Source organism: Oceanispirochaeta crateris (assembly GCF_008329965.1).
In the GTDB taxonomy this organism is placed as follows: domain Bacteria; phylum Spirochaetota; class Spirochaetia; order DSM-2461; family DSM-2461; genus Oceanispirochaeta; species Oceanispirochaeta crateris.
The window spans coordinates 1,153,629-1,177,322 of the sequence record NZ_CP036150.1; the positions used below are offsets into that span (position 1 = coordinate 1,153,629).

The 23,694-nt window shown below is 41.0% G+C and carries 22 protein-coding genes; 15 read left to right on the forward strand and 7 right to left on the reverse strand.

The window, feature by feature from the left end; all coding sequences use genetic code 11:
* Positions 1-16: 16 nt before the first annotated feature.
* The 3 genes from secD to EXM22_RS05255 all read left to right on the forward strand — a co-directional run bounded on the left by secD (position 17) and on the right by EXM22_RS05255 (position 3,452).
* Positions 17-1,741, forward strand: coding sequence for a protein translocase subunit SecD (gene secD / locus EXM22_RS05245; protein WP_149485503.1), 1,725 nt, complete (start codon positions 17-19; stop codon positions 1,739-1,741).
* Positions 1,741-2,799: a protein translocase subunit SecF gene (secF, locus tag EXM22_RS05250; RefSeq protein ID WP_149485504.1), complete on the forward strand. Its 1,059-nt coding sequence runs from the start codon at positions 1,741-1,743 to the stop codon at positions 2,797-2,799. The genes secD and secF overlap by 1 nt, the downstream gene beginning before the upstream one ends.
* A gap of 77 nt (positions 2,800-2,876) precedes the next feature.
* Complete coding sequence (locus EXM22_RS05255; protein ID WP_149485505.1) at positions 2,877-3,452, forward strand: nitroreductase family protein; 576 nt, start codon at positions 2,877-2,879, stop codon at positions 3,450-3,452.
* On the opposite strand, the gene EXM22_RS05260 is transcribed toward EXM22_RS05255, so the two are convergent.
* Complete coding sequence (locus tag EXM22_RS05260; RefSeq protein ID WP_168203358.1) at positions 3,438-3,932, reverse strand: pyridoxamine 5'-phosphate oxidase family protein; 495 nt, start codon at positions 3,930-3,932, stop codon at positions 3,438-3,440. The genes EXM22_RS05255 and EXM22_RS05260 overlap by 15 nt on opposite strands.
* A gap of 174 nt (positions 3,933-4,106) precedes the next feature.
* On the opposite strand from EXM22_RS05260, the gene EXM22_RS05265 reads away from it, so the two are divergent.
* Positions 4,107-6,749, forward strand: coding sequence for a valine--tRNA ligase (locus EXM22_RS05265; RefSeq protein ID WP_149485507.1), 2,643 nt, complete (start codon positions 4,107-4,109; stop codon positions 6,747-6,749).
* A 77-nt stretch (positions 6,750-6,826) separates the two neighbouring features.
* On the opposite strand, the gene EXM22_RS05270 is transcribed toward EXM22_RS05265, so the two are convergent.
* Both EXM22_RS05270 and EXM22_RS05275 read right to left on the reverse strand, forming a co-directional pair.
* The gene (locus EXM22_RS05270) at positions 6,827-7,555 is read right to left on the reverse strand and encodes a DUF6062 family protein (RefSeq protein WP_149485508.1); all 729 of its coding nucleotides are present in this window, start codon (positions 7,553-7,555) and stop codon (positions 6,827-6,829) included.
* A gap of 61 nt (positions 7,556-7,616) precedes the next feature.
* Complete coding sequence (locus EXM22_RS05275) at positions 7,617-8,570, reverse strand: NAD(P)-dependent oxidoreductase (protein WP_149485509.1); 954 nt, start codon at positions 8,568-8,570, stop codon at positions 7,617-7,619.
* A gap of 86 nt (positions 8,571-8,656) precedes the next feature.
* Between EXM22_RS05275 and EXM22_RS05280 the strand changes: the two genes are divergently transcribed.
* The 3 genes from EXM22_RS05280 to zwf all read left to right on the forward strand — a co-directional run bounded on the left by EXM22_RS05280 (position 8,657) and on the right by zwf (position 12,034).
* Entirely contained in the window at positions 8,657-8,926 is a 270-nt protein-coding gene (locus EXM22_RS05280; protein WP_149485510.1) for a hypothetical protein, read from the forward strand.
* Between the two features lie 65 nt (positions 8,927-8,991).
* A complete protein-coding gene (locus EXM22_RS05285) occupies positions 8,992-10,707 on the forward strand; it encodes a glutamine--tRNA ligase/YqeY domain fusion protein (protein ID WP_246157077.1) in 1,716 nt (571 codons plus the stop codon).
* A 1-nt stretch (position 10,708) separates the two neighbouring features.
* Positions 10,709-12,034, forward strand: coding sequence for a glucose-6-phosphate dehydrogenase (zwf, locus tag EXM22_RS05290; protein ID WP_149485511.1), 1,326 nt, complete (start codon positions 10,709-10,711; stop codon positions 12,032-12,034).
* A gap of 4 nt (positions 12,035-12,038) precedes the next feature.
* Here the strand turns inward: zwf and EXM22_RS05295 are convergent, their stop codons facing one another.
* A complete protein-coding gene (locus EXM22_RS05295; protein WP_149485512.1) occupies positions 12,039-12,461 on the reverse strand; it encodes a SoxR reducing system RseC family protein in 423 nt (140 codons plus the stop codon).
* A 185-nt stretch (positions 12,462-12,646) separates the two neighbouring features.
* Here EXM22_RS05295 and EXM22_RS05300 point away from each other — a divergent pair, with 185 nt between their 5' ends.
* The 7 genes from EXM22_RS05300 to EXM22_RS05330 are packed head-to-tail and all read left to right on the forward strand — an operon-like array spanning position 12,647 to position 17,553.
* The gene (locus EXM22_RS05300; RefSeq protein ID WP_246157078.1) at positions 12,647-13,546 is read left to right on the forward strand and encodes an RnfABCDGE type electron transport complex subunit D; all 900 of its coding nucleotides are present in this window, start codon (positions 12,647-12,649) and stop codon (positions 13,544-13,546) included.
* Entirely contained in the window at positions 13,543-14,148 is a 606-nt protein-coding gene (locus tag EXM22_RS05305; RefSeq protein ID WP_149485513.1) for an FMN-binding protein, read from the forward strand. Before EXM22_RS05300 ends, EXM22_RS05305 begins: the two co-directional genes overlap by 4 nt.
* A complete protein-coding gene (locus tag EXM22_RS05310) occupies positions 14,145-14,756 on the forward strand; it encodes an NADH:ubiquinone reductase (Na(+)-transporting) subunit D (protein WP_149485514.1) in 612 nt (203 codons plus the stop codon). Before EXM22_RS05305 ends, EXM22_RS05310 begins: the two co-directional genes overlap by 4 nt.
* Complete coding sequence (locus tag EXM22_RS05315; RefSeq protein ID WP_149485515.1) at positions 14,753-15,346, forward strand: NADH:ubiquinone reductase (Na(+)-transporting) subunit E; 594 nt, start codon at positions 14,753-14,755, stop codon at positions 15,344-15,346. The genes EXM22_RS05310 and EXM22_RS05315 overlap by 4 nt, the downstream gene beginning before the upstream one ends.
* Before the next feature lie 26 nt (positions 15,347-15,372).
* Entirely contained in the window at positions 15,373-16,485 is a 1,113-nt protein-coding gene (locus EXM22_RS05320) for an NADH:ubiquinone reductase (Na(+)-transporting) subunit F (protein ID WP_149485516.1), read from the forward strand.
* A 36-nt stretch (positions 16,486-16,521) separates the two neighbouring features.
* Positions 16,522-16,959 (forward strand): hypothetical protein, encoded by a 438-nt coding sequence (locus tag EXM22_RS05325; RefSeq protein WP_246157079.1) that lies wholly within the window; start codon positions 16,522-16,524, stop codon positions 16,957-16,959.
* A gap of 12 nt (positions 16,960-16,971) precedes the next feature.
* Positions 16,972-17,553 (forward strand): HdeD family acid-resistance protein, encoded by a 582-nt coding sequence (locus EXM22_RS05330; protein WP_149485518.1) that lies wholly within the window; start codon positions 16,972-16,974, stop codon positions 17,551-17,553.
* On the opposite strand, the gene EXM22_RS05335 is transcribed toward EXM22_RS05330, so the two are convergent.
* Together EXM22_RS05335 and EXM22_RS05340 are read right to left on the reverse strand one after the other, a co-directional pair.
* Complete coding sequence (locus EXM22_RS05335) at positions 17,554-19,365, reverse strand: GAF domain-containing SpoIIE family protein phosphatase (protein WP_168203359.1); 1,812 nt, start codon at positions 19,363-19,365, stop codon at positions 17,554-17,556. It lies immediately after the preceding gene.
* 305 nt (positions 19,366-19,670) lie between these two features.
* Entirely contained in the window at positions 19,671-21,635 is a 1,965-nt protein-coding gene (locus EXM22_RS05340) for a SpoIIE family protein phosphatase (RefSeq protein ID WP_168203360.1), read from the reverse strand.
* Between the two features lie 337 nt (positions 21,636-21,972).
* Here EXM22_RS05340 and EXM22_RS05345 point away from each other — a divergent pair, with 337 nt between their 5' ends.
* Entirely contained in the window at positions 21,973-22,923 is a 951-nt protein-coding gene (locus EXM22_RS05345; RefSeq protein WP_168203361.1) for an FAD:protein FMN transferase, read from the forward strand.
* On the opposite strand, the gene EXM22_RS05350 is transcribed toward EXM22_RS05345, so the two are convergent.
* Positions 22,920-23,681 carry a class I SAM-dependent methyltransferase gene (locus tag EXM22_RS05350; RefSeq protein WP_149485522.1) on the reverse strand — a complete coding sequence of 254 codons (762 nt, stop codon included), beginning with the start codon at positions 23,679-23,681 and terminating at the stop codon, positions 22,920-22,922. The two genes, EXM22_RS05345 and EXM22_RS05350, sit on opposite strands and share 4 nt — an antisense overlap.
* Positions 23,682-23,694: the final 13 nt, after the last annotated feature.

Consider the following 23,694-nt stretch of genomic DNA (forward strand, 5'->3'; position numbering starts at 1 on the left):
GCTACCGGAGATTTTAATGAACAAACGATTGAGATTCGTCGTCGTTCTTTTCTTTTTGGGAATGGGGGCATATTTTTTGTTTCCCACTGTACAATGGTACTTCAACACCCCTGAAGAAAAGAAAATCCTTGCTAACGGCTCCAAGGAACAGATTAGAAATTATGCCAAAGTTGAAGCGTCGAAAGACCTTGAAACACTGGTCGAGCTCGTTAAGGACAGCCCCGATGAGGAGCTTCCAGAGAATATCAGTTTTCTCATCAAAGCGGCAAAAGCAAATTACAAACTTGAAAAACTTGATATGCCAAAAAATTGGACTGTTCAGACCGTTCTGACAGGATTTCAATCGGGAAACGAAGTCTTTAAAACTCTGGAAGAATACTATAGAGATGACATTCTAAACCTGAAAGCGCTTAAGAATAAAACTCTTATGCTCGGTTTAGACCTTTCTGGTGGAATGAGTGTAGTTGTTGAAGCGGATACTGATAGTTTATCTGCCAGACTAGACAGAACTCCCACTGAAGATGATATGAAAGAAGCCTTAAGCCTTGCCATGGAGATTCTTAATAACAGAATCGACAAATTTGGTGTAACAGAACCACAAATCAGAAAACAGTCTAACAACCAGATTTTGATTGAAGTGCCCGGTGAAGTAGACCCAGAAAGAGTCAACTCCTTCCTAATGGGTAAGGGTCAGTTAAACTTTCATATTGTTGACGATGCCGCCACTAGCCGCATGATTGAATATGCAGCACAAAATCCCGGCGAAACCTTTGAAAACGGAAGACCTGCAGATGATAGCGTCCTAGAAGCAGGATTATTAGTCTATGGTTTTTACAAGAAAGACAATTATGGGATCGATCAGTTTCAGCGCTATGTTGTAATTCAGGAAGAAGTTGGCCTCGATGGTCAGCACATTCAGGAAGCACAGGTCATTGCAGACCAGATTACAAGCCAGCCAAATGTAATTTTCAATCTGGATGCAGAAGGCGGAGAGATTTTCTACAAATTCACTTCAGACAATACTGGAAACACCCTGGCTGTTGTCATGGATGATAAAGTTAAGGCTGCCGCACGTATTTCAGAACCTATAAGGGATTCTGTTAGAATCACTGGATTTGAAACGGCAGAAGCCAATGATCTGGCCTTGGTTTTAAGAACGGCAGCTCTTCCTGTTGATCTAAAAATTATCAATGAAAATGCAGTAGGTGCATCCCTCGGAAGCGATGCTATTGATGCCGGTTTAAAGGCCATCATGCTAGGATTCATTGCCGTTTTTATCTTTATGATCATCTACTATAAGGGTGCTGGACTCATAGCCGATATAGCTCTGATTCTGAACCTGATATTCATTGTTGCCATCTTGTCATCTTTTAACATGACACTCACCATGACAAGTATTGCCGGTATTATTCTAAACGTCGGTATGGCTGTTGATGCCAATGTAATTATCTTTGAACGTATCAAAGAAGAATTGCGTTTGGGCAAATCCAGATCGGCTGCTGTAGAAGCAGGGTTCAAAAAGGCGTTCTGGACTGTTATGGATGCCAATATTACAACTTTTATAGCTGCAATTTTTCTTTCACAACTTGGAAAGGGACCCATCCAGGGATTCGCAGTAACCCTGGCCGTCGGTATAGTTTGTTCACTCTTTACGGCTATATTTGTGTCCCGTCTGATCTTTGACTTCGGTACCGATGTCCTAGGGAAAGACAAAATCAGCATTTCCTGGGGGCTCAAATAATGGAAAAAGTAATTAACTTTACTAAGAACAGATTCATATTCTTATCAATCTCTGTTTTTCTTATTATCGCTTTTTGGGCAGGAACATTTGCCCAGGGTGGTTTTAACTTTGGTATTGATTTTAGAGCCGGTTTAAATCAGCAGATCAACATCGAAGGTGCTGAATCTATCAACGATGTAAAAGATGCCCTGTCTGAGATTCATTCCCTGCAGGTACAGACTGTTGGTTCCGGTGAATCAATGGACTATATGATAAAAACCGGTGTAGATGAAAGTAATGATAACTTTCAAGTAGAAATGGAACAGCTGATTATGGATTCACTGGAAAGCGCCTTTGGTGCCGGAGCGGTGACCGTAAAGTCTACTGAGTTTGTAGATGCCCGTTTTGCCGGGAATCTGGCGAGTCAGACTATTTTACTAACCATAGTGGCTATGGCTTTAATTCTGATATATATCTGGTTTCGCTTTAAGTTAAACTATGCCGTATCGGCAATTATCGCCATTATTCATGACGTCCTCTTCCTCACAGGATTTATAGGGGTCATGCAGCTGGAATTTTCCACTGCCACGATCGCTGCGGTACTTACAATCATTGGTTATTCCTTGAACGATACCATCGTTATCTTTGATAGAATCAGGGAGAATACAAGGATGGTCAAAGAAAAGAGTTTCAAAGATGTGATTAATATCTCAATTTCTCAATCTCTATCCAGAACTCTGATTACGTCTATAACAACATTCATTGCCGTTTTATTTATCTATGTCATTGGTATTGGAACGATCAAGACTTTTGCCTTGAGTTTGATTGTAGGTATCATCGTAGGTACTTATTCATCACTCTACATCGCTTCAACCATCCTTCTTGGATGGCATGACAAGGCAGCCAAAAATGTCAAAAATAAAGTTTCAGCCACCAAGGCTGTAGCTGAGAAAAAGGCTGATCCTGTTAAGGTCATTGAGAAAACAGCTGCAGAAGCAGTCAAGCAAAGTGCTGATGAAATTGCAGAAGCAACAGAAAAGAAACGTCAAAGCAAACTAAAAAAGAAGAAAAAGAAATAATTTTTCAAAAAGCCCCCTTTTTAAAGGGGGCTTTTTTTAGGCATAATAGGCGTAATTCATACAGATAAGGAGCTCCAATGAAATTTAATCAACTGGTAGAAATGACAAGAAGCTGCCGAAGATTCGATCAAAAAGACTTGCCTCAGGATTTTCTGGATTCCCTGATTGAGATTGCGAGGATTTGTCCTTCAGCCCGAAACAGTCAACCCTTAAAATACATAACAATTGATGATCAGGATTTCATGAGTCGGCTATTTCCGAACCTCCTTTGGGCTGGTGCCTTGAAGAATTGGGATGGACCAGAAACAAATGAGAGGCCTAAGGCCTATATTGCCATGATTCTAGATAAAAGCATTAGTGGGAATGCAGCCTGGGACTCGGGGATTGTGGCCCAGACTCTGCAGTTATATGCCATGGAACAGGGCATAGGATCCTGCATCCTCGGATCCTTTGATAAGAAAAAAATCACAGAACTCCTAGAGCTCGATGACAAGCATGAAATTCAGTTTTTAATTGCCTTTGGATACCCTTTGGAAAAGAGAGTCATCGTCGATGTGAAAGAGGAATCGGATGTCAAATACTACAGAGATGACAATGAAGTGCATTATGTACCCAAACGATCAGTACAATCTCTTTTGTTAAGAAAAATCTGATAAGGCAGTCCTATTTCTTCGACCTGTCATTTCATCAATTATTAATTTCATGATTAAGACTTTGTCCAGATTATCCGTGATCTTCTGGGCAAAACTCTTCTTATCCGAGGGTGCATCATAGAGTTTATCTGCAATGCAGTTCAAAGCTTTCATTCTTTCTTCAGCATTATGCAAGACTTCAACGAGTCCTCTATATACGAGGGATTCATACACTAGTCCACTCTGACTATCCAGGTCTTCCTTTTCAAGGATGACTGTGCCGCAAACATAAGAATTGCTCTTAAGGAAGTCAATTTTAGTGCCCGTCTTTAAACCGTATAAATAAAGAGTCTCCTCCTGAGGATCAAGACCAAAACTGAGAGTAATGATATAGGGGTCATTTCCGTCAGACAAGGCCAAAGAGGTATACTTTCCCCGGGAGAGGATACCTCTCATTTCAGATATATCATCAAAAAAACACTCAGAATTGTGCATCATCATAGACCTCATTGATCATCTACTGTTTAATAACTAAATAGGTTATAAATGTAACATATTTGGATAATTGAATAAACAGAATTATCTGCAGGATTCCTTTGTGATTCTTTTCTAAGATAGATTGAAAAGAGTCTATTATATTTGGTAATATGCACAAAAGATTCTAAGGAAGGGCTAATGAAGGCTATTGAACTTGAAAAGACATACAACCCCGGTGATTTCGAAGACAGAATTTACCAATACTGGGAAACAGGTGGGTATTTCAAACCTGGTGGTGATGACAGTAAAGAGCCCTTCGTCATAGTCATTCCACCTCCCAATGTGACTGGCGTACTCCATATGGGTCATGGATTGAATAATTCTCTCCAGGATATTCTCATCCGTTATCAGAGAATGCAAGGCCGTCCCACTCTTTGGGTTCCCGGGACTGATCATGCCGGGATAGCCACTCAGAATGTTGTAGAACGCAGGCTCAAGGAAAAGGGGCTCACAAGACATTCTCTAGGTAGAGAAAAATTCATAGAAGAAACCTGGAAAGTCAAAGAAGAGCATCACAGCATTATTACTAGACAGCTTAAAAAAATCGGAGCATCCTGTGACTGGTCAAGAGAACGGTTTACCATGGATGAAGGTCTTTCCGGTGCTGTTCGTGAAGTATTTGTGACCCTTCATGAAAGAGGACTCATTTACAAGGGTGAATACCTTGTAAACTGGTGTCCCTCCTGTGGCACCGCATTGGCCGATGATGAGGTGGACCATGAAGAAGAGCAGGGCGCCCTTCATCATGTCAAATACCCGCTCAGTGATGGATCTGGTTTTATCGAAGTTGCCACAACAAGACCGGAAACCATGTTTGGTGACACAGCAGTGGCCGTACATCCCGAAGACGACAGGTACAGCTCAGTAGTTGGGAAAATGATAGATCTACCACTGACAGATCGTAAAATAAAAATTATAACAGACAGCTTTTGTAATCGGGAATTCGGTTCAGGCGCTGTAAAAATAACGCCCGCCCATGACCCCAACGACTGGGATATCGGTAATCGCCATAACTTGGAGCGTATTAATATCCTCAATGACAATGGGACACTCAACAATAATGTTCCCGAGCCCTATAGAGGAATGGATGTAATCACAGCCCGAAAAGCAACCATAAAGGCTCTGGAAGAGGGCGGATTTCTCACAAAAATTGAAGATCAGCCCCATAAGGTAGGTCATTGTTATCGATGTAAATCGGTTATTGAACCTTATATGTCGGATCAATGGTTTGTAAAAATGGATACAATGGCCGATAAAGCCATGAAAGCCTGGGAGGAGGATCGAATCAGATTCTACCCCAAACGATGGGAAAATACCTACTCACATTGGCTCAAAGGCATCAGAGACTGGTGTATATCAAGACAGCTTTGGTGGGGTCATAGAATCCCGGCATGGACCTGTTCAGACTGCGGTGAAATACTGGTTAAACGACAAGACCCAGTAGAATGCTCTAAATGTGGTAGCAAGAATCTAGTTCAGGATCCCGACGTTCTAGATACCTGGTTCAGTTCCTGGTTGTGGCCTTTTTCTACTCTGGGATGGCCTGAGAAAACCTCTGACCTTGAAAAGTTTTTCCCCACAACGGCCCTTGTCACCGGTTATGATATTATCTTCTTCTGGGTCGCCAGGATGATTATGGCTTCTGAAGAATTCATGGGTCAAGCTCCTTTCAAAGATATCTACATCACTCCTTTGGTGAGAGACAAAAGCGGACGAAAAATGTCCAAATCTCTCGGAAATGGCATTGACCCTCTAGATATTGTCGATCAGTACGGTGCAGATGCCATGAAATTTACTTTGGCCTATCTGTCAGCCCAGGGACAGGATATTCCTCTGGATATGGATGACATCAAGCTGGGAAGCCGATTCTGCAATAAAGTATGGAATGCATCGCGGTACATTCTTATGAACCTCGAAGGGCGTTCTCTCATTGATATTGATGATAAAATTCTGAATACCGTTGATAGATGGATTTATCATAGATTGAATAAAGCTGTTGAAAACGTCAACAAAGCTGTGGATGCCTACCGCTTTGACGATATGGCCCACAGTGTATACGAGTTTTTCTGGAATGATTTTTGCGACTGGTATGTCGAGGCAACAAAACTATATCTTTATAGCAACAGCAATGACGAAAAAGATAGAGCCGTATCCATCCTTTTGGATGTCCTGAATAAATCTTTAAGACTCCTTCACCCCTTCATGTCTTTTCTCACAGAAGAGATTTACCAGAAGCTACCCGGCGTTAACAGCCCATTGATCATTGCTGATTTTCCCCAGGTTGATGAAAAAATGAATAACCCCGAACTTGAAAATCAATTTTCACAACTTCAGGATCTTGTTCAATCTGTCAGATCCTTCCGCAGTGAGTTCAATATTCCACCAGCAAAGAGTATAAAGGTACGTGTAAAGACTGATGATGCATCTCTGGTCGACTTTTTGACATCAGAAGGGGAGTTAGTTTCTTCCCTTATCCATTGTGATGATTTTGGGTTATTGGGTGATGAAAATAGGAGTGGATCCGTTACTGCTGTTGGAAAAACATTTGAAGCTTATCTGTATATCAGAGAGATGATTGATGTTGATAAGGAAAAAGCCAGACTTTTAAAGAATATTGCCAAAAATGAAAAATTATTTGATTCTACCAAGAAGAAACTTGGAAACGAAAGATTTACATCCAATGCTCCTGATGAGGTGATACAGAAGGAGAAGGAAAAACTGGACGAATTCAAGAACGCCATTGAAAAAATGAAGAGTTACTTGAATGAGCTGGAATCCTAAAGATTTGTTGTAAATTGCATAAGTGGACTGAACCGGTAAAGATACCAGTTCAGTCTTTTTTTATTAGGACTCAAGAATTAATGCTCAGTCCGTTTCCCAGTCAATTTTTGAATGACCCTGTAGTGAGCATCTTCGGAGGATCCCCAGGGTTTGCTGTTATTTTCAGCCTTGAATTTCTGTGTAAACCAGGCCAACTCTTCTTCAAGTCTTTGAAAACTTTTTTTCTGAATATCTTTTATCTCGTTGAAAAAATCATTTTTTTCAGATTTTTTAAAAACTTCTTCAGCCATGAGGAGTAAATCCCCTTCATGGGGGATGCAAAATCCTTTACTTTCAGATAAAAAACGTCGAAATTCTTCTTCATCCTTCTTCCAGAGGATGCATGTTGTAAAGGTATAGCGTTTGATTGTTTTGTCTATTCTGTCACAGATCAGACAATCTTTGATTCTGGAATCATTCTGAGTCTTGAATTCAATGGCATCAGTATTTTTTGTGGAAAAAAATGAACTCCGTCCCGACTTTTCCGCCGGAAATCTTTTATCCAGATCTTTAGACCAATCCTGCAGATGGGTATGAGTGATGAGTCCCAGGTGTTGTGGGTTCCTTTCCTTGAGGAGTTGGCTAAAATGATCAGGACAAAAACCCGTCTTATTCAATTCCACCCGCGTTTCCGGATTCATGGCAGAATTACCAAGATAATATTTTAAGTAACGCTTCTCAGCTATTTCTTTGAGAGAACAAAAGGGACACTCAGTGTCCTCTTTCAAGGCATCCCAGACGGGAATGGTTTCCAGTTTATATTTCATGAACTTATAATACAATCATTGAATAGCCAGCTCAAGTGGAAACTCTCCTACAGGCCGATCTTCATACAATCAGGTTTCTCTTTTCTCCCCTGAGATGAGCCATTACATTTTGATGCACTTCCTTAATCAGGGTCTGTCTTGATTCAATGCTTCCCCAGGCATTGTGTGGCGTAATTAAAAGATTTTTACCCAGTTGTTTAAGAAGGGGATTTGTGTCAGAAGGTGGTTCATTCGCCAGAACATCCAGGGCTGCCCCGGCAATCCAACCTTCCCTTAGAGCATGGTACAAGGCCTTTTCGTCTACAATTCCACCCCGTCCTAGGTTTAAAAAGAAGGCCCTTTTTTTCATGGAGCGAAATTGTAATTCACCCATGAGATTTTGAGTTTTGTCATTTAAGGGAGCATGAACAGAAACGATATCTGACTCTGATAAGAGGTTTGCCAAAGAACGCTCTGGAAAGTTTTCCTCTCTCATAGCCCCGCTAGTGCTGTAGTACACAGGTTTTGCCCCAAAGGCTGCGGCGACCTGTGCGACCCGCCTTCCAATGCTGCCCATGCCAATGATTCCCCAGACTTTTCCATTGATTTCAAACCAAGGTCTGGAGACATCGGCAAATATCCCGCCTGTGTTGTATAGGCCTTGACGGACATAATCATCATAATAACGGGTTTGTTCCAACAGATACAAAAGCATTGAGAAACAGTGCTGAGTCACACTTTCTGTTGAATAGGATGAGACATTCGCCACGGAGATCTCTCTCTGCCTACAGTAATCGATATCGACATTGTTAAATCCTGTGGACGTTAAGGCAATTAATTCTAATTTTTCAGCCTGACAAAGGGCTTCTTTTGTCAGTAATACTCGGTTAGAAACCAGTATCCGGCTATTTCTAATCCTGGTGACCAGATCCTCTTTCATTGTATTAGGCCAAATATGACAGTCTTTCATACTGCTAAAAAGAGATAAATCCAGATCGACGCCTAGAGAGCTTGCGTCTAGTAAAACAATACTCATGCTCCATTCCTTGCGGAAAACTGATTTTTTATTAGAATTAGTATATTACATTTTATTTAAAAATGTCCTGAATCGGAGGTTCATTCATGTTTATTGAAATTGATGACGGTACCTATGTCAACTTGACCCAGGTGTTTTCTATTCACTACAAAAGTTATCAAAATAAAGGAGTCTGGGTTTTTACATCTCCCAATATAGAGGAGAGTGATCGCTCTTTAGCCGATAAATCAAATAGGAAAATTCATTCCCGATATTTTGTGTCCCGAGAAGAAGCCGATACATGGCTCGAAGAGATGGTGAAGTCTGAAGGGATTATTCGTGAAAAAAGACGCATAAGAAAGAGGCAATATGAATAGGGGATCTACCAGTAAAAATATCTTTATGTTAGGATGAACACTGATAAATTTTAAAGAGGTAGACTATGGCTGCTGCAAGTATGAATCACACAGAAGAAAAAGCAAAAGGACCGGATTTCATCCGGCAGATAATAAATGAAGATCTTGAAAAAGGTTTGAATGAAGGAAAAGTCCACACTCGCTTCCCACCGGAGCCAAATGGCTATCTTCATATTGGTCATGGTAAATCCATATGCCTCAATTTCGGGATTGCCCAGGATTACAATGGAGTGTGTAATCTTAGATTTGACGATACAAATCCAACAAAAGAAGAACAGGAATATGTAGATTCTATCATCGAAGATGTTCGATGGCTTGGCTTTAATCCTGAGATCTTTTTTGCATCCGATTATTTTGATAATTTTTATGACTGGGCTCTCGAGCTCATTGACTCAGGAAAAGCCTATGTAGACTCCCAGAGCGCCGAAGAAATGAGGCTAAACAGGGGAACTCCCACAAAACCAGGGACCGACTCTCCATATCGGAACAGAACGGTTCAGGAAAACAGGGATCTTTTTGAAAAAATGAGAAAAGGCGAATTCGAAGAAGGTGCCTGTATCCTCAGGGCTAAAATTGATATGGCCCACCAGAATATGAACATGAGAGATCCTGCCATTTACCGTATTCGGAAGGAATCTCATCATAGAACAGGTAATAAATGGAATATCTATCCCATGTATGACTTTGCCCATGGTTTTGAAGATGCCCTTGAGGGAATCACCCATTCCATTTGTACCCTTGAATTTGAAAACCACAGACCATTATATGACTGGTTTCTGGACAATGTTTCGGCTCCCTGTCATCCAAAACAAATAGAGTTTGCCCGCTTGAATCTGAGTTATACAGTCATGAGTAAAAGAAAGCTCCTGGAACTGGTAAGCGAAAAAATTGTTTCAGGATGGGATGATCCCAGAATGCCTACTTTGTCGGGGTTCCGTAGAAGGGGATATACTCCTGCATCCATACGCCGGTTTGCACGGGAAATAGGGGTCTCCAAGGTAAACAGCTTGGTTGATATTAACTTCTTGCAGTACATCATCAGAGAAGAACTGAACCTGAGCGCAGATAGGGCCATGGCTGTGCTGGATCCATTGAAAGTGACCATAAGCAATTATCCAGAAGGACAGATTGAAGAACTGCCAGGTGAAAATAATCCTTCGAATCCAGAAGCTGGAGAGAGGATGCTGCCCTTCGGACGTGAAATATACATAGAACACAACGACTTCATGGAAGATGCACCCAAGAAATTTTTCCGACTCTCACCGGGTAGAGAAGTCCGGCTCAAACATGCCTATTTTATTACTTGTGATGAGGTGATCAAAGATGATGATGGAAACGTGATTGAGTTGATCTGCAGTTACGATCCTGAAACAAAGGGTGGTGATTCTCCAGATGGTAGAAAAGTGAAGGGGACTCTTCACTGGGTCTCTGCTGCAAAAGGAATACGGGCAGAAGTGAGACTCTATGATCATCTTTTTACCCTTGAAAATATGGATGATATGGAAGAGGGAAAAGATTATAAAGATTATTTAAATCCTGAGTCTCTTGTGACGAAGACGGAGTGTATCATTGAACCTTCTCTGGCTCTTGCAGAACCTGGAAAAACATTTCAGTTTTTGAGACAGGGTTACTTCTGTGCGGACTCTAAGGATCACAGTGCGGATCATCCAGTGTTCAATAGGACTGTTGCATTAAAAGACTCATGGGCCAAACTACAGAATAAAAAAAACCAGGGAGCCTGATATGTCCATTAGAAAATCGGCAATCGTCATTATGGGAGCTTCGGGAGACCTTGCTCACAGAAAGCTGATACCCGCCATAGTAAAACTCTATGAAGAGGGAATCATTGAAAAAAACTGCAGTGTCCTTGGGAATGGCCGGTCTGAATTCTCAGATGAGACTTTTAGAGACAAAATAGGGCTAACAGCGCCCTATCGTAATATGTTTCATTATCATCAGGGGATGGAAGGGCTCTATGACAAAGTCCTTTCCATGGGTAAATTTGACCAGATCATCGTATTTATGGCTCTACCACCCAGAGTGTATGGCTCTACAGCCGAACAATTGCATAAACAGGGATTCAGAGACAATGTCAGGCTTATCATCGAAAAACCCTTTGGGACAGATTTAAAGACCGCTCGAGAATTAAACATAAAGTTGAAGCAGTATTACAGTGAAAAACAGATCTATAGAATTGATCACTACCTGGCAAAAGAAAGCATTCAGAATATTTTGGTATTCCGCTTTGCCAATAATATATTCTATCCTGTTTGGAATAACGGCTTCATCGAATCTATCCAGATTTCGGCCTTTGAAGAGTTGGGTGTCGAATCAAGGGGAGATTATTTTGACAGTTCCGGAATTATACGGGATATGATACAAAACCATCTCTTTCAACTCCTGGCCTTATTGACGATGGAGGCCCCGGTTTCTCTCAAACCGGAAGAGATAAGATTACAAAAGATGGCTATATTAAAGGCACTTGAAATAAAAGAATGCAAAATAAAACAGTATGAAGGCTATCAGAAAGAGCCCAAGATACCTTCTGATTCAGAAACTGAAACCTACGCAGAGATGAAGCTGGAAATCAATAATTTTCGTTGGACAGGTGTCCCTATTTATATTAGAACAGGAAAGGCCGTTGGAGAGAAAATGACAACGATTGCCATCACACTCAAGAAAGTGCCCCGGCTTCTATTTAACGAAAATGATGAGCTTGAAAAGAACAAGATACTGATTCAGATCCAGCCAGACTCTTCCATAATTATTGACCATTCTACAAAGATTCCTGGAACTGATAGGGACATCACGACAACAGATATGGATTTTTGCTACTCCTCATCCTATGAAGGAAATGTACCCGAAGCTTATCAGAAACTCCTCCATGATGCATTGAAAGGGGATCAAACTCTTTTTGTCAGTGCCGAAGAAACAGAGTTATCCTGGGAGAAAATAGAACCATTTCTGGATATGGGAAATCCCGGTTTGTATCGACGTGGCCGTATTCCCCAATCAGATCTCGATGCTGACTGGGTGGATATGTCCAAGTATTCGAGTGCATGCCATTGAAAGGTTAAGACTTTGGAGTTCTGCTGATTTCTACAAGATCGATGGTTTGGTCTTTTCTTAATAATTTCAGCAGAACGGCAGAGAGCAGAAAACCTAGGAATCCTGCGGCCATGGCCCATAGATTCCGGGTCTGTTCATCGGCTTGCCATCCAACCAGCTGAGGAAGAAATGAAACCGTAACAACTAAAAGTACGGGAAGTATTATGAGTAGGAACCAGTCAATTGAAAGAGTCTTGGGTGCTATCATCTCAACATCCATACCTACCTTAAAGTTTGAAGACTCCGGTAAGGTCAATGTCATGGTCTGCATACCAGAGGAACAACTGCACCCTTCGCAGGTACCACTTCCACAGCTACCTCCGTCATTTAGAAGACCTAAGAGTGCGCGATTATTTTTTATTTCAAGGATTCTTGCAAATTTTGCCATTTTTTCCCTCTCCTTATTCTATAATAAAATATTATATACTGGTTATCCACTAATATATGATAAAAAATGATTGAATCTTTTTGCATTTTAATTCAATTCCAAACTATTATATATATTGTATGTAATCGAAAGATCTAATACACATTATATATTGAAAAAAATAATAACTTATCAGGGGGTCCTTCGTGTTTCAAAAACAAATCATGATGCGGAGAGTCGTTTATTCACTCATACCGATTATGATCTTTTCAGTCTACCTTTATGGACTGCGATCCTTAATTATTCATGCCGTCGTATTATTGGCGGGAACAGCTACAGAATATCTGTATATGAAAACAAGAGGAAAGAAAGTCTCAGAAGCAGTACTGGTCACATCTGCTCTTTATGCGTTATCTATGCCGCCCATGGTTCCATTATGGGTAGCCGTCATCGGAATTATTTTCGGTGTTCTCTTTGGGAAGTGTATCTTTGGAGGCTTTGGAAGAAATATTTTCAACCCGGCAATCACAGGTCGTTTGTTCGTATACATTAGTTTTCCCTCTTTCATGACCAGCGCGTGGATGACACCCGGTCGATTTGGAACCAATGGTGTAGATGCTGTATCAACAGCCACTCCGCTGGGACTGATGCGGAGCAATGTGATCCCCGACTTGAAGGATCTCATTCTTGGTGTCAGAGCCGGTTCCTTGGGAGAGAGTGCGGTGATTCTCATCATCATAGCAGGAATCTATCTCATTTATACCAAAACAGCCAGCTGGAGAATTATCGTCTCTACACTTGTTAGTTTTATGGCTCTTTCTACGGCCTTGTTCTTTATGGGAGCCTCATCATCTTTTCCTCCAATGGAATCTCTTTTTTCCGGCAGTGTCCTTTTTGTCATTGTATTTATGGCTACCGACCCTGTGACTGGACCCAAGAAAAATCAGGCACAATACCTCTACGGAATTGTGATAGGAAGCGTAACCTGTCTTGTGAGAATATTTTCACTTTTTCCGGAAGGTACAAGTTTCGGAATTCTGATGGGGAATACCTTTGCCTCCCTCTTTGATGAATGGTTCACTCCCCGTAAAGGAGCTCAGAAATGAATAAAAACGGTTTAATCTATACAATCATATTCTCATTTCTTGTTGCCTTCTTTTTTGTTTTCTTTCTGTCTCTGGCAGATGGAGCTACAAAGGATCTTGTAGAAAAAAATAATCTCATATCCATTCAGAAGTCAGTATTAAAAGTCTTGGATATACTTCCTGAGGATGACAATAATATTGCCACGGTTTATGAAAAAAGCTTTGATATAGTCCCCCAGCCAGGAGATCTTCTTCAAACAGAAATTGAGGGAGAACCTGTTTTGATTCGATATTTCAGCGGCAGTGGTCTTTGGGGAACAATCACAGGAATCATCGCCGTAGATGAATCCCTGGATAGGATTATTGGTCTGGATATAATCAGCCATAACGAAACTCCTGGATTGGGAGGACGTATTGACGAAGAATGGTTTAAAGAACAATTTCGAGATGAAAAAATCGGAACTGAGGGAATCAAGGTTCTTAAAGGAAGCGGAAACCAGGACGAAGACAGCAGTAATTCCTCGGTAGACGGAATCACAGGGGCCTCTCTGACGAGTGCTTCTATGGAGAACATCGTGAATAGAGAAATCAAAAACTTTACAACCGAAAGGAGCAGCAAATGAATGAAATAAGCCCTTCGGAAATATTAAAAAACAATGTGTGGCACAACAACCCGGTTTTTGTACAGATCCTGGGAATTTGCTCCACTCTGGCAGTCACAAACAATTTGACCAACACATTTATCATGACCGTAGCTTTGATCTTTGTAGCGGCTTTGACAAATGTAACGGTGTCACTATTAAAATCACTCATTCCACGTAAAGTCAGGATGATTGTACAGACACTCATCATTGCATTCTACGTGATCATTGTAGATATCCTTCTGAGAGCCTACATGCCAGAGGTCAGTAAATCTCTTGGGCCCTATGTGGGTCTGATCATTACCAACTGTATTATCATGGGACGGGCAGAAGCATTCGCACAGGCCAATGGACCTCTCCTGTCTTTCTGGGACGGTGTAACCTCAGGATTGGGCTATATGTGGGTTCTGATGATCATAGCCTCCATTCGAGAGCTACTGGGTTTTGGAACCCTTTTCGGAATCCCTGTTCTTCCTGAATTTTTTACACGATGGACCATCATGGTTATGGCTCCCAGTGCATTTTTCCTACTGGGAACCTTCCTGTGGATCGTTAAATCCATAATGCTGAAGAAAGGAGCCGCGAAATGACACCGGATATAAATCCCTTCATTCTCCTGTTTGCCTCAATTTTCACCAGCAATATTTTGCTGGCTAACTTTCTGGGGATGTGCTCATTCATCTCCATTTCCAAAGATATAAAGTCTTCTAATGGACTGGGAATGGCTGTGACAGTGGTATTAACCCTTACAGCTGTTATCAACTGGGCTATTTTGAATTACCTGCTGATACCGATGAATCTGCTTTATCTGCGATATATCGTATTCATAATCGTCATTGCCGCTACAGTTCAGATACTTGAAATGGTTATAGACAGAGTGTCTCCTGGACTCTATATGTCTCTGGGAATATTCCTGCCTCTTATCACTGTAAACTGTGCCATATTGGGTGTAGCCCTTTTTATAGAAATTAGAAACTATAACTTGATACAGACTTTATTCTATAGCTTTGGCTCCGGCTTAGGCTGGTGGCTGGCAATCATGGCATTGGCAGCCATACAGAAGAAACTGCAAAAATCACCCGTCCCGGCAGGACTTGAAGGTCCGGGAATCACATTAATCACCATAGGTTTCATGGCTATGGCGTTTGTCGGATTTTCCGGCATGCTGAATGTTCAGTAAGATCAATAAATCTAGGAGTATGTAGCGTGAGTTTTTTGATTGCACCTCTAACAATAGCCTGTCTCTCAGCAGTGTTAGCGGCATTAATCGCCGTCATAGATAGAATCGTCAACAATTATGGTGAGTGCCAGATTGATATCAATAATGGTACTAAGGTATTAACGGTGAAGGGAGGGGAGCCACTCTTGTCTCTTCTCTCATCTGAAGGTATCTATCTTCCCTCAGCATGTGGAGGGAAAGGGAGTTGTGGAGCCTGTAAATGTCAGGTAGAGACCGATATTGGTCCTCATTTACCCACTGAAACACCATATCTTACGAAAGAAGAGATAAAAGATAAGATTCGTCTCTCCTGTCAGGTCAAGGTTAAATCAGATCTGTCTATCAACATTCCAGAAGAACTTTTTAATGTTAAACAATTTGATGCTACCGTCGTGAGCATTAAAGATGTCACTTATGACATTAAGGAAGTTGTATTTGATTTGGGAGATGAAACGATCACCTTCCATTCCGGCATGTATATTCAGATTGTGGTGCCCCCCTACGATAAAATCAAAGGAACCACTCAGAGGGCCTATTCCATGTCATCCAGACCACTGGATCATAATCGTGTAGAACTCCTTATTCGTTTGGTTCCTGGTGGTATTGCCACAACCTATGTTCATGAACACCTCAAAGAAGGGGATAAAATGGGCTTGGTTGGACCATTCGGTGATTTTAGACGATCTTCTACCGATTCCATCATGCTCTGTGTTGCCGGTGGTTCCGGAATGGCTCCCTTTAAATCGATTCTGCACGATATGATTGACAGTAATATTACACACAGGGATGTGTGGTACTTCTTTGGTGCCCGTTCTCTAAGAGACATGTTTTATATGGATGAGATGTATGCTATGGCCAAAGAAAATCCCTGGTTTCACTTTGTTCCGGCCCTTTCAGAGCCACAACCGGAAGATAATTGGACAGGAGAAACTGGTCTCATTACCGATGTCCTTGATCGATTTATTAAGAATACGATTGGTGCAGATAAAGATATGGAAGGCTATTTATGCGGTAGTCCCGGTATGATCAATGCCTGCAACAATGTGATGACAGGCAATGGCATACCTCTTGAAAAGATCTATTACGACAGCTTTGCCTGATTTTTTGGAGGATTTATTATGAAAATGTCGCCGAATATGAGAAAAGCACAGGAAAATATGGCTCCTGGTGTGATTACTGCAGACGGATTTCTTGGTGAGGATACAAGACCTCTTCAGGATATGATCGTAGAGACAGAAGAACTGATGAGACATCATGGAATCGATATAGACAATGTTGTGCAGACTCTTAAGGACATGATGGAAGAGGGTCGTAACGGATTAGGAGAACCCATTACGGTAGATGAAAAATGGATTGTTCAGACAAGTGAGGCCCGGGGACACCTGCCGTGTCCATTTGAAGACGGAATTGAAAGGAAGATTACGACGGTCATCCGTAACATAAAGCAGGGTGAGTCTATCATGATTTCATCACTTTCCCTGCATTTGCTTAAAAAACACCACTTCCTGGAAGGGAAAGGATCGGCCTTTCGTCTTGATCCCGAGAAATTAAAACGCGTTTTGGAATGGACTTAAGGAGACATAAAAATGGAAGGTAAAATTGAAAATGCAGACCAGGATGAAACCTATAGAAATGCATGGTTTTATACTCTGGTTTTGGGTCTTATCAGCACTGTAACCGGTTTGATCCTTTTTATTTTCCCAACCATAGGGATGGTCTTTATCTCTTTGATTTTTAGTTTCTATCTAATCTGGCTGGGAATTAGCCAGATAGTCATCGGATATAAATTATCATCGATTCAAAAGAATTGGTGGATCTTGCTCTTGCGGGGCATCATCATGCTCATTCTGGGTTTTGTAGTGATCTCTTTTCCTATCAGTTTTGCAAAAGTAGGAGCAGGTGTACCTCTTGTCTTAACCGGGTTGTTCCTGATTTTCTATGGAGTTCAGGATCTAATTTCCAAGCATTTTCCTGGCAGCGGTATAAATCATACTTTATCAAGCATCATGATTATTTTAACAGGAGCACTCTTGTGTTTTGCCCCTGTAAGCTCTGCTTTGATAATTTTCAGGCTCCTGGGACTGACGACCTTTACTGGTGGTATACTCCATGTCATCAGAGCCCTTTATAACAGAAATAAAATAAATGCGGGAAAAACAGAGATTTAATTAACTAATCTGCAGAGCCAGGAAGGTCTGATCATCGTGCTGCTTTGCATCCTTGGCAAAATCTTCAATATGAGCCTCAACAGCGGGTATCAGATCGCTGGGCGCTTTCTCTAGATTCTCGGCAAGGAAGCGGAGAAGCTGTTCCACTGACAGCTCTTTTCCGCTCAAACTCCTAGCCTCGGGTAAACCATCGGTAAACAGGAAAAGATAATCCTGATCATGGAGCCTGATTAATTTATGTCCAAACACAGCCGTTTTATCCACTCCGATAGGGAGTCCTTCCGTATCAAAGCTCCTGAACTGTCTCTCCTTGTTTCTAAAGAGATAAAGCGGATGGTGTGCCGCATTAGAATAGGAAATTTCTTTTTTCTTTTCATCTAAGACAAAGACTGCCATAGTTGCATATTGATCAACACCAATCCTTCCAGAAATATGATAATTCAATTCCTTTAACAAAGTATTGGCCTTACGGTGACGATGACAGATAGAATGAAGGATGGTTCGGATCATAATCATCAGCATGGAGGCCGGAACACCCTTACCGGCAACATCACAAACCGTATACAGGATTTTATCCTCATCCAGACGGATAGCATCAAAATAATCACCACTGATCCCTCTCGCCGGACGGGAATGGATCATGGCACTGCCGATTTTAAACTCAGGCATTTTAGAAGGCAGGAGTCTCTTCTGAATGGCTGCGGCAATATCTATCTCTTTCTGTATTTCTCTATTTTCAAGAAGGGTCTGATACTTGTAAACGTTATCAATAGACTGAGCCGTATAGTCGCTATATGCTTTGATAAAAGTAAAGTCTAGGTCGGAAAATAACTTATGACGACTTGTGTTATAGAAGACTAGCATTCCCATCAGCTGTTTTCCCACAATGAGGGGCAAAATGATCATAGAAGAGATAAAAAGCCATTCATCACTGATAGCATTATAGGGGAGTCCCTTGCTAGTTTCATTATCTTTGATAAAAAGAGCCGCACCTGTATTCATGATATTACCGAAAACTGGTGTCTCCACATTGAGGGGATGAGATTCAAAATACTCCTCCACGTTGCTTCTTACCATGGTAATGCTCTTATCCAATGCAAAGGGGGGAGGACAGAGTCCGGTCCTGCGCACCAGATTGAGTTCATTTTTCTCACTATCAACAAGAAAAAGCATGGCGGCATCGGCGTGAATGGAATCCATACCAAGCTCGACAATGGTCTCCTGAAAAGCATCAATATCAGTATCTGTTCCGATGGAATTACCAATGTCCTGAAGGAGGAATTTCAATGAATTCAGACGATCCGAAAGACCCTTTGAAAAGTAATGATATTCTTGAACAAGATCATCAAATTCATCGGTAGATTCCTTGTCTGATGTAAACTCGAGTGTCCCTTCTGTCATCATCTGGACCAGGCTGTTTGTGTTTTCGACTCTTTTGACGATTCCCCTTGAAAAAATGTACGATAGGAAAAGAGAGAGAAAAAGAACCAGGGTGACAGCAGAAGTGACTAGAGAGATGCTGTTCCTTGTATACTGAGAGACTTCTATCTCCAGCTTTCTGTTCATCTCTTCTATGCTGAACTGATAGATTTCTAAAAAATGGTCTAAAGAGACCTGGTAGGAACGGATGAGTTTCAATTGCTCCAGAACCGGAATGTCATTGACCTTGGATTTCGCAAGGTACAAATTATAAAATCCAAGTTGCGTACCCTCTTCGGAAAGCTCTGATCCGCTAAATCGATTCAATTCAAGAATGAAGGGATTGATAATGGCATTATAGGTTTCATTCCACTCATCCAACCAGATTTTCATATCCTCCTGAAACTCTAAACTCAGTCTATTGTTGAGTTTAGAATTGAATACTGAATTTAATTCTTTATGAAACAGAATTAGGTCATTTAACCAGTACTCGATCAGAAGCTTTGGATGATTATGCTCGGTATATAAGAGAAGATTTCGGTCAGAATATCGCGACAAAGAGATATTTAGCTCCTCACAGTCCTGCTGAAAATTCTTCAATTGATAGACTGTGGTAAACCTAAAAAATAGGAAAAATAAAGAGAGGAGCAATCCTATGATCAGTATAAAACTTGTTAAACCTATCCTGGTTTGAATTTTCATCTGGATGCTCCTTTATATTTGGCTATGAACAAGGTGCGGTCGTCCCGCTGACCCAGATTCCTTTCAAAAAAAGTAAGATCCTTATTGATCGCATCCTGTAGCCAATCAGCAGTATGATCGCCGTACTGTTTTAGTATTCGTTGTGGAGGATCCCATCCGTACATTTGATTTTCCTCATTCAATGTCCTATGGAATCCATCTGTCATCATCAGAAGAAAAACATCTTTTCTAAGAGTTCCTTTTACTGAAATAAATCGTCCTTCTTCTTTCTGCAGAGCCGAAACTAACTTCATTGTCTCAGACTTCCTATCAAAAAGAATCATTTTCTGATCAGAAGTACCGCAAAAATGAAAGACTTTCTTCTTTGGTTCCATCAGACAGAGGCTTATCTTAATGTTCGTATCCAAACCTGTCGTTTCATGAAAATTATCAAAGATATTGTTCAGCATTTCTGCTGGTTCCTGCTCCGGTTTTACTAGAATTCTCACGAGTGTTCTTAAAATTACAAGGAGCATGGATGAGGCGATTCCCTTTTCTTCAACTTCTGCCAGGCAAAAAAGCCAACGGTCGACTCCCAGGGGAAAGAAATCATAGATCTCGCCACTGATACCTTTTTGAGTATAAGTCTTAACGGATAAATCAAAGCCATCCACTCTCGGCAATCTTGGCGGCAAGAGACTTTTTTGAATATCCGAGGCAATTTCCATTTCCCGGTTTAATCCAGACGATTTGAGCAGCTCCTTATACTGGGCCAGATTGTTTAAGGTAACGGCACTGAATTCTACAAAAGATTGAATATTGCTATAATCCATATCTGAGAAAAATTGGTTCTCATTGTTTTTCTGCAGGCAGAGAAGGGCAATGACTGTTTTTTCAGACACGAGAGGCAAAATCAAACAGGATGAAATATACCCTTTATCAAAAAGCCCCCTCTCAGGAATAAGATTCTGACCTTTCAGAGTCCTGAGAAACAAGGGTTCTCCCGAGAGGACTGAAATACCAATGACTGTTTTTCCAAAAGGAATAGACTCTTCCATATCATCGTGATCGTAGGGTGTTGCAAAATTACTGGTTTTAATTTTGCAAAATATTGTCCGCTCTTCATGGTCGGGTATATAGAGGGCTCCAGAATCGGCGTGGGTGTTTTCTATGGCCAAATCCAAAATTGACTGTTCCAGGACCAGAGCATCAGCTTCTGATGACAAGGATTGTCCCATATTGTGAATGATGCTTCCAATATTGTTGACCTTATGCCAGATTGTTTCTGTCAGTAGATTAAAGTTCTGACCGATTGTTCCTAGTTCGTCTTCCGATTCAATATTGATTCTCGTCAGCAGGTCTCCTGAAGAAATTTTCCGGATACCATCATTCACCGACCTTAATTTTTTAATCATATTTCGATACAGAGCAATGATGAGAAACAAAGATAAAAATATCCCGACAAAAACAGTAATCCCTGTCTGCAGTATGATCGTGGCTATTTGATCCTGAACTTCTGAAATAATAGCATTGGTTACAGAAACAAAAGAGTCAGCAAGAGGTCTATGCCAAAGAATAAACGTCCTGACATCCTCTTGAATTTTTACCATGGTTTTAAAACCAGAATCAGACTGGAATCCCTGTTCTGTCATATCCTGAAGCTCAAGTTCAAGAGTTGTGTTGTAAAGTCTTTGTCTTACTTTAGACAGTTCATTCTCAATTTGTTCATAATAAGCATCAAAATCCCGTTCATAAAATAGATCCTTGATTTCATCAATACGAGAAACGGTGTTTTGATTGAGATAGATAAGGTTCTCATTTTCAGAAAAGTTCCTCAAAGCATCCGTAACCTCAATCCCGGCCCATTTCAATGTGTCCAAGGGTGCTGCGTTTGCATTTAAAACAGCGCGGTTGGCATACTCCAGTTTCAAAATACTGTTTCTAACGGAACTGGCTTCTCTCTGCAGGTCTTTTAGATTCATGAGCCTGAAAGAGGTCAGGATGAATATTAGAAAAATTCCAATAAAAAGTAAAAATACTGAGACATTTGTAATAAAAAGCTTGTTTCGGATTCTCATAAATATGCGTCTCTTTGTGGTGTGAATTGTAAAATACATTACCATAATTGCCATGGATTCTGCCAGCTCTTTTTAAGTTTTGTATTTTATACATGACCGTTTCACCCCTCTTCACACTTTACTTTGTTTGCAGGTCTTGTCATAATCTCTTTTCATGAGATCCAGAGCCATCAAAACCAGCCCCTCCATTGTACTTTTTTTCCTGTTCGTTTTTGTATTGCAATCATGTCAAAAAGAAAAAATGGAACCCATATCAGATTCACAGCTCCTGTTAGGAACATCCTGCTTCATCACTATCTATTCAATAGATAAAACGAATGATCCCGAAGAGGCTCTAAATCGGGGATTTAAAACCATTGAAGAGATGGAAAATCGCTTGAGTGTAAATATTTTTGAGAGTGAAATTTCCAGTCTCAACAGACTTAAAAATGCCAGTCTGAGTCCCGATACTCTCCAAATTATAGAAGATTCTCTTGAAATAGCGTCCCTTTCAGAAGGTCGCTTTGATCCCTCTATAGGTGCTCTCGTCTCTCTTTGGGGCATTGGTACCGATTCTCAAAGAGTTCCGTCGCCCCAGGAAATTACACAAGCCCTAGCTTCTGTCGATTATACGTCCATCGATTTGAATGAAAATAAAATTTCTCTGCCCATGGACATGATGATAGATCTAGGAGGCATAGCCAAGGGAAGTGCTGCAGATCTTGTAAAAAATGAATTGATGAGCAATGGCGTGACATCAGCCATAATCAATCTGGGAGGAAATGTCCAGCTCATAGGAGGAAAACCAGATGGTTCTTCCTGGAGAATTGGAATACAGAATCCAGAAGATTTGAGAGGGCAGTATATTGGTATTCTGGAAACAAAGGACAGTGCGGTTGTGACCTCTGGTATTTATGAGAGATACTTCGTCCAAGATGGTGTACACTACCATCATATTCTAGACACAGAAACGGGGTATCCGGTCAATAATGGTATTCAGAGTCTGACAGTTATAGCCAAAAACAGTCTCTTAGCGGATGGCCTGTCTACAGCCCTTTTTTCTCTGGGACAGGAAAAGGCAATGGACTATGCTGAAAATCATCCTGATATTGATATCATTGTCATTGATGACCAGAACAGAGTGTACCTCAGTTCCCACATAAAAGATGATTTTAGACTGACCAATACGGAAGATTTCTCTTACACGCCCTAATCTGCATCCTTATGGGCAATCAGGATAAGATTTTTAGCATTGTGGTCGTAAAGATCTTTTTCAAAACTCCCAAAAATTTCAATGGTTGAGAAACCGGCTTTCCACAACATAGCTGCCATCTCGGATGCTGAAAAGATTCTGTGGGAAAAGCTATATTCAGTCATAACATCATCTTTATAAAAGAGCCATCTGTTGCATAATTCGGTCCAATTCAAATCAACTGAATATTCAAGCATGATCTTTATGCCTTCCCGTTCAAACCAGGTTCTCTCTTCAAAATCTCTGGCCAGGATTTCCTTGCCCATCATTTCCATGAAAAGAGAGGCTCCCGGCTTGAGGGCCCGATGTAATTTTCGTAGCAATTCAAGATCTTCATCTGGATCGTCAAAATAGCCAAAAGATGTAAACATATTGATGATAGCGTCGAATTGATTCTCATAATCGATGGTTCTGGCATCCTTGTGAATAAAATCAACCTTCAGAGATCTTTTCTCTGCTTCTGCTTTGGCCAGGTCCAGATACCCCTGAGATAAATCCAAACCGCTGACACGGCAGCCTTTTTGGGCTAATTCAAGACTATGCCGCCCCAGGCCGCAACAGCAATCAAGGACATTATCGTTCTTTTTTATGCCACAAAGTTCCATAATCCGCTCAACTTCGTACACAGAGTTCTTCAATCTCTGGTCATCAAACATTATAGGTCCGTAGGTTTTCCAGAACCATTCATCTGAAAACCATGAATTTTCTTTTTTCTGCATATTTACTCCATTC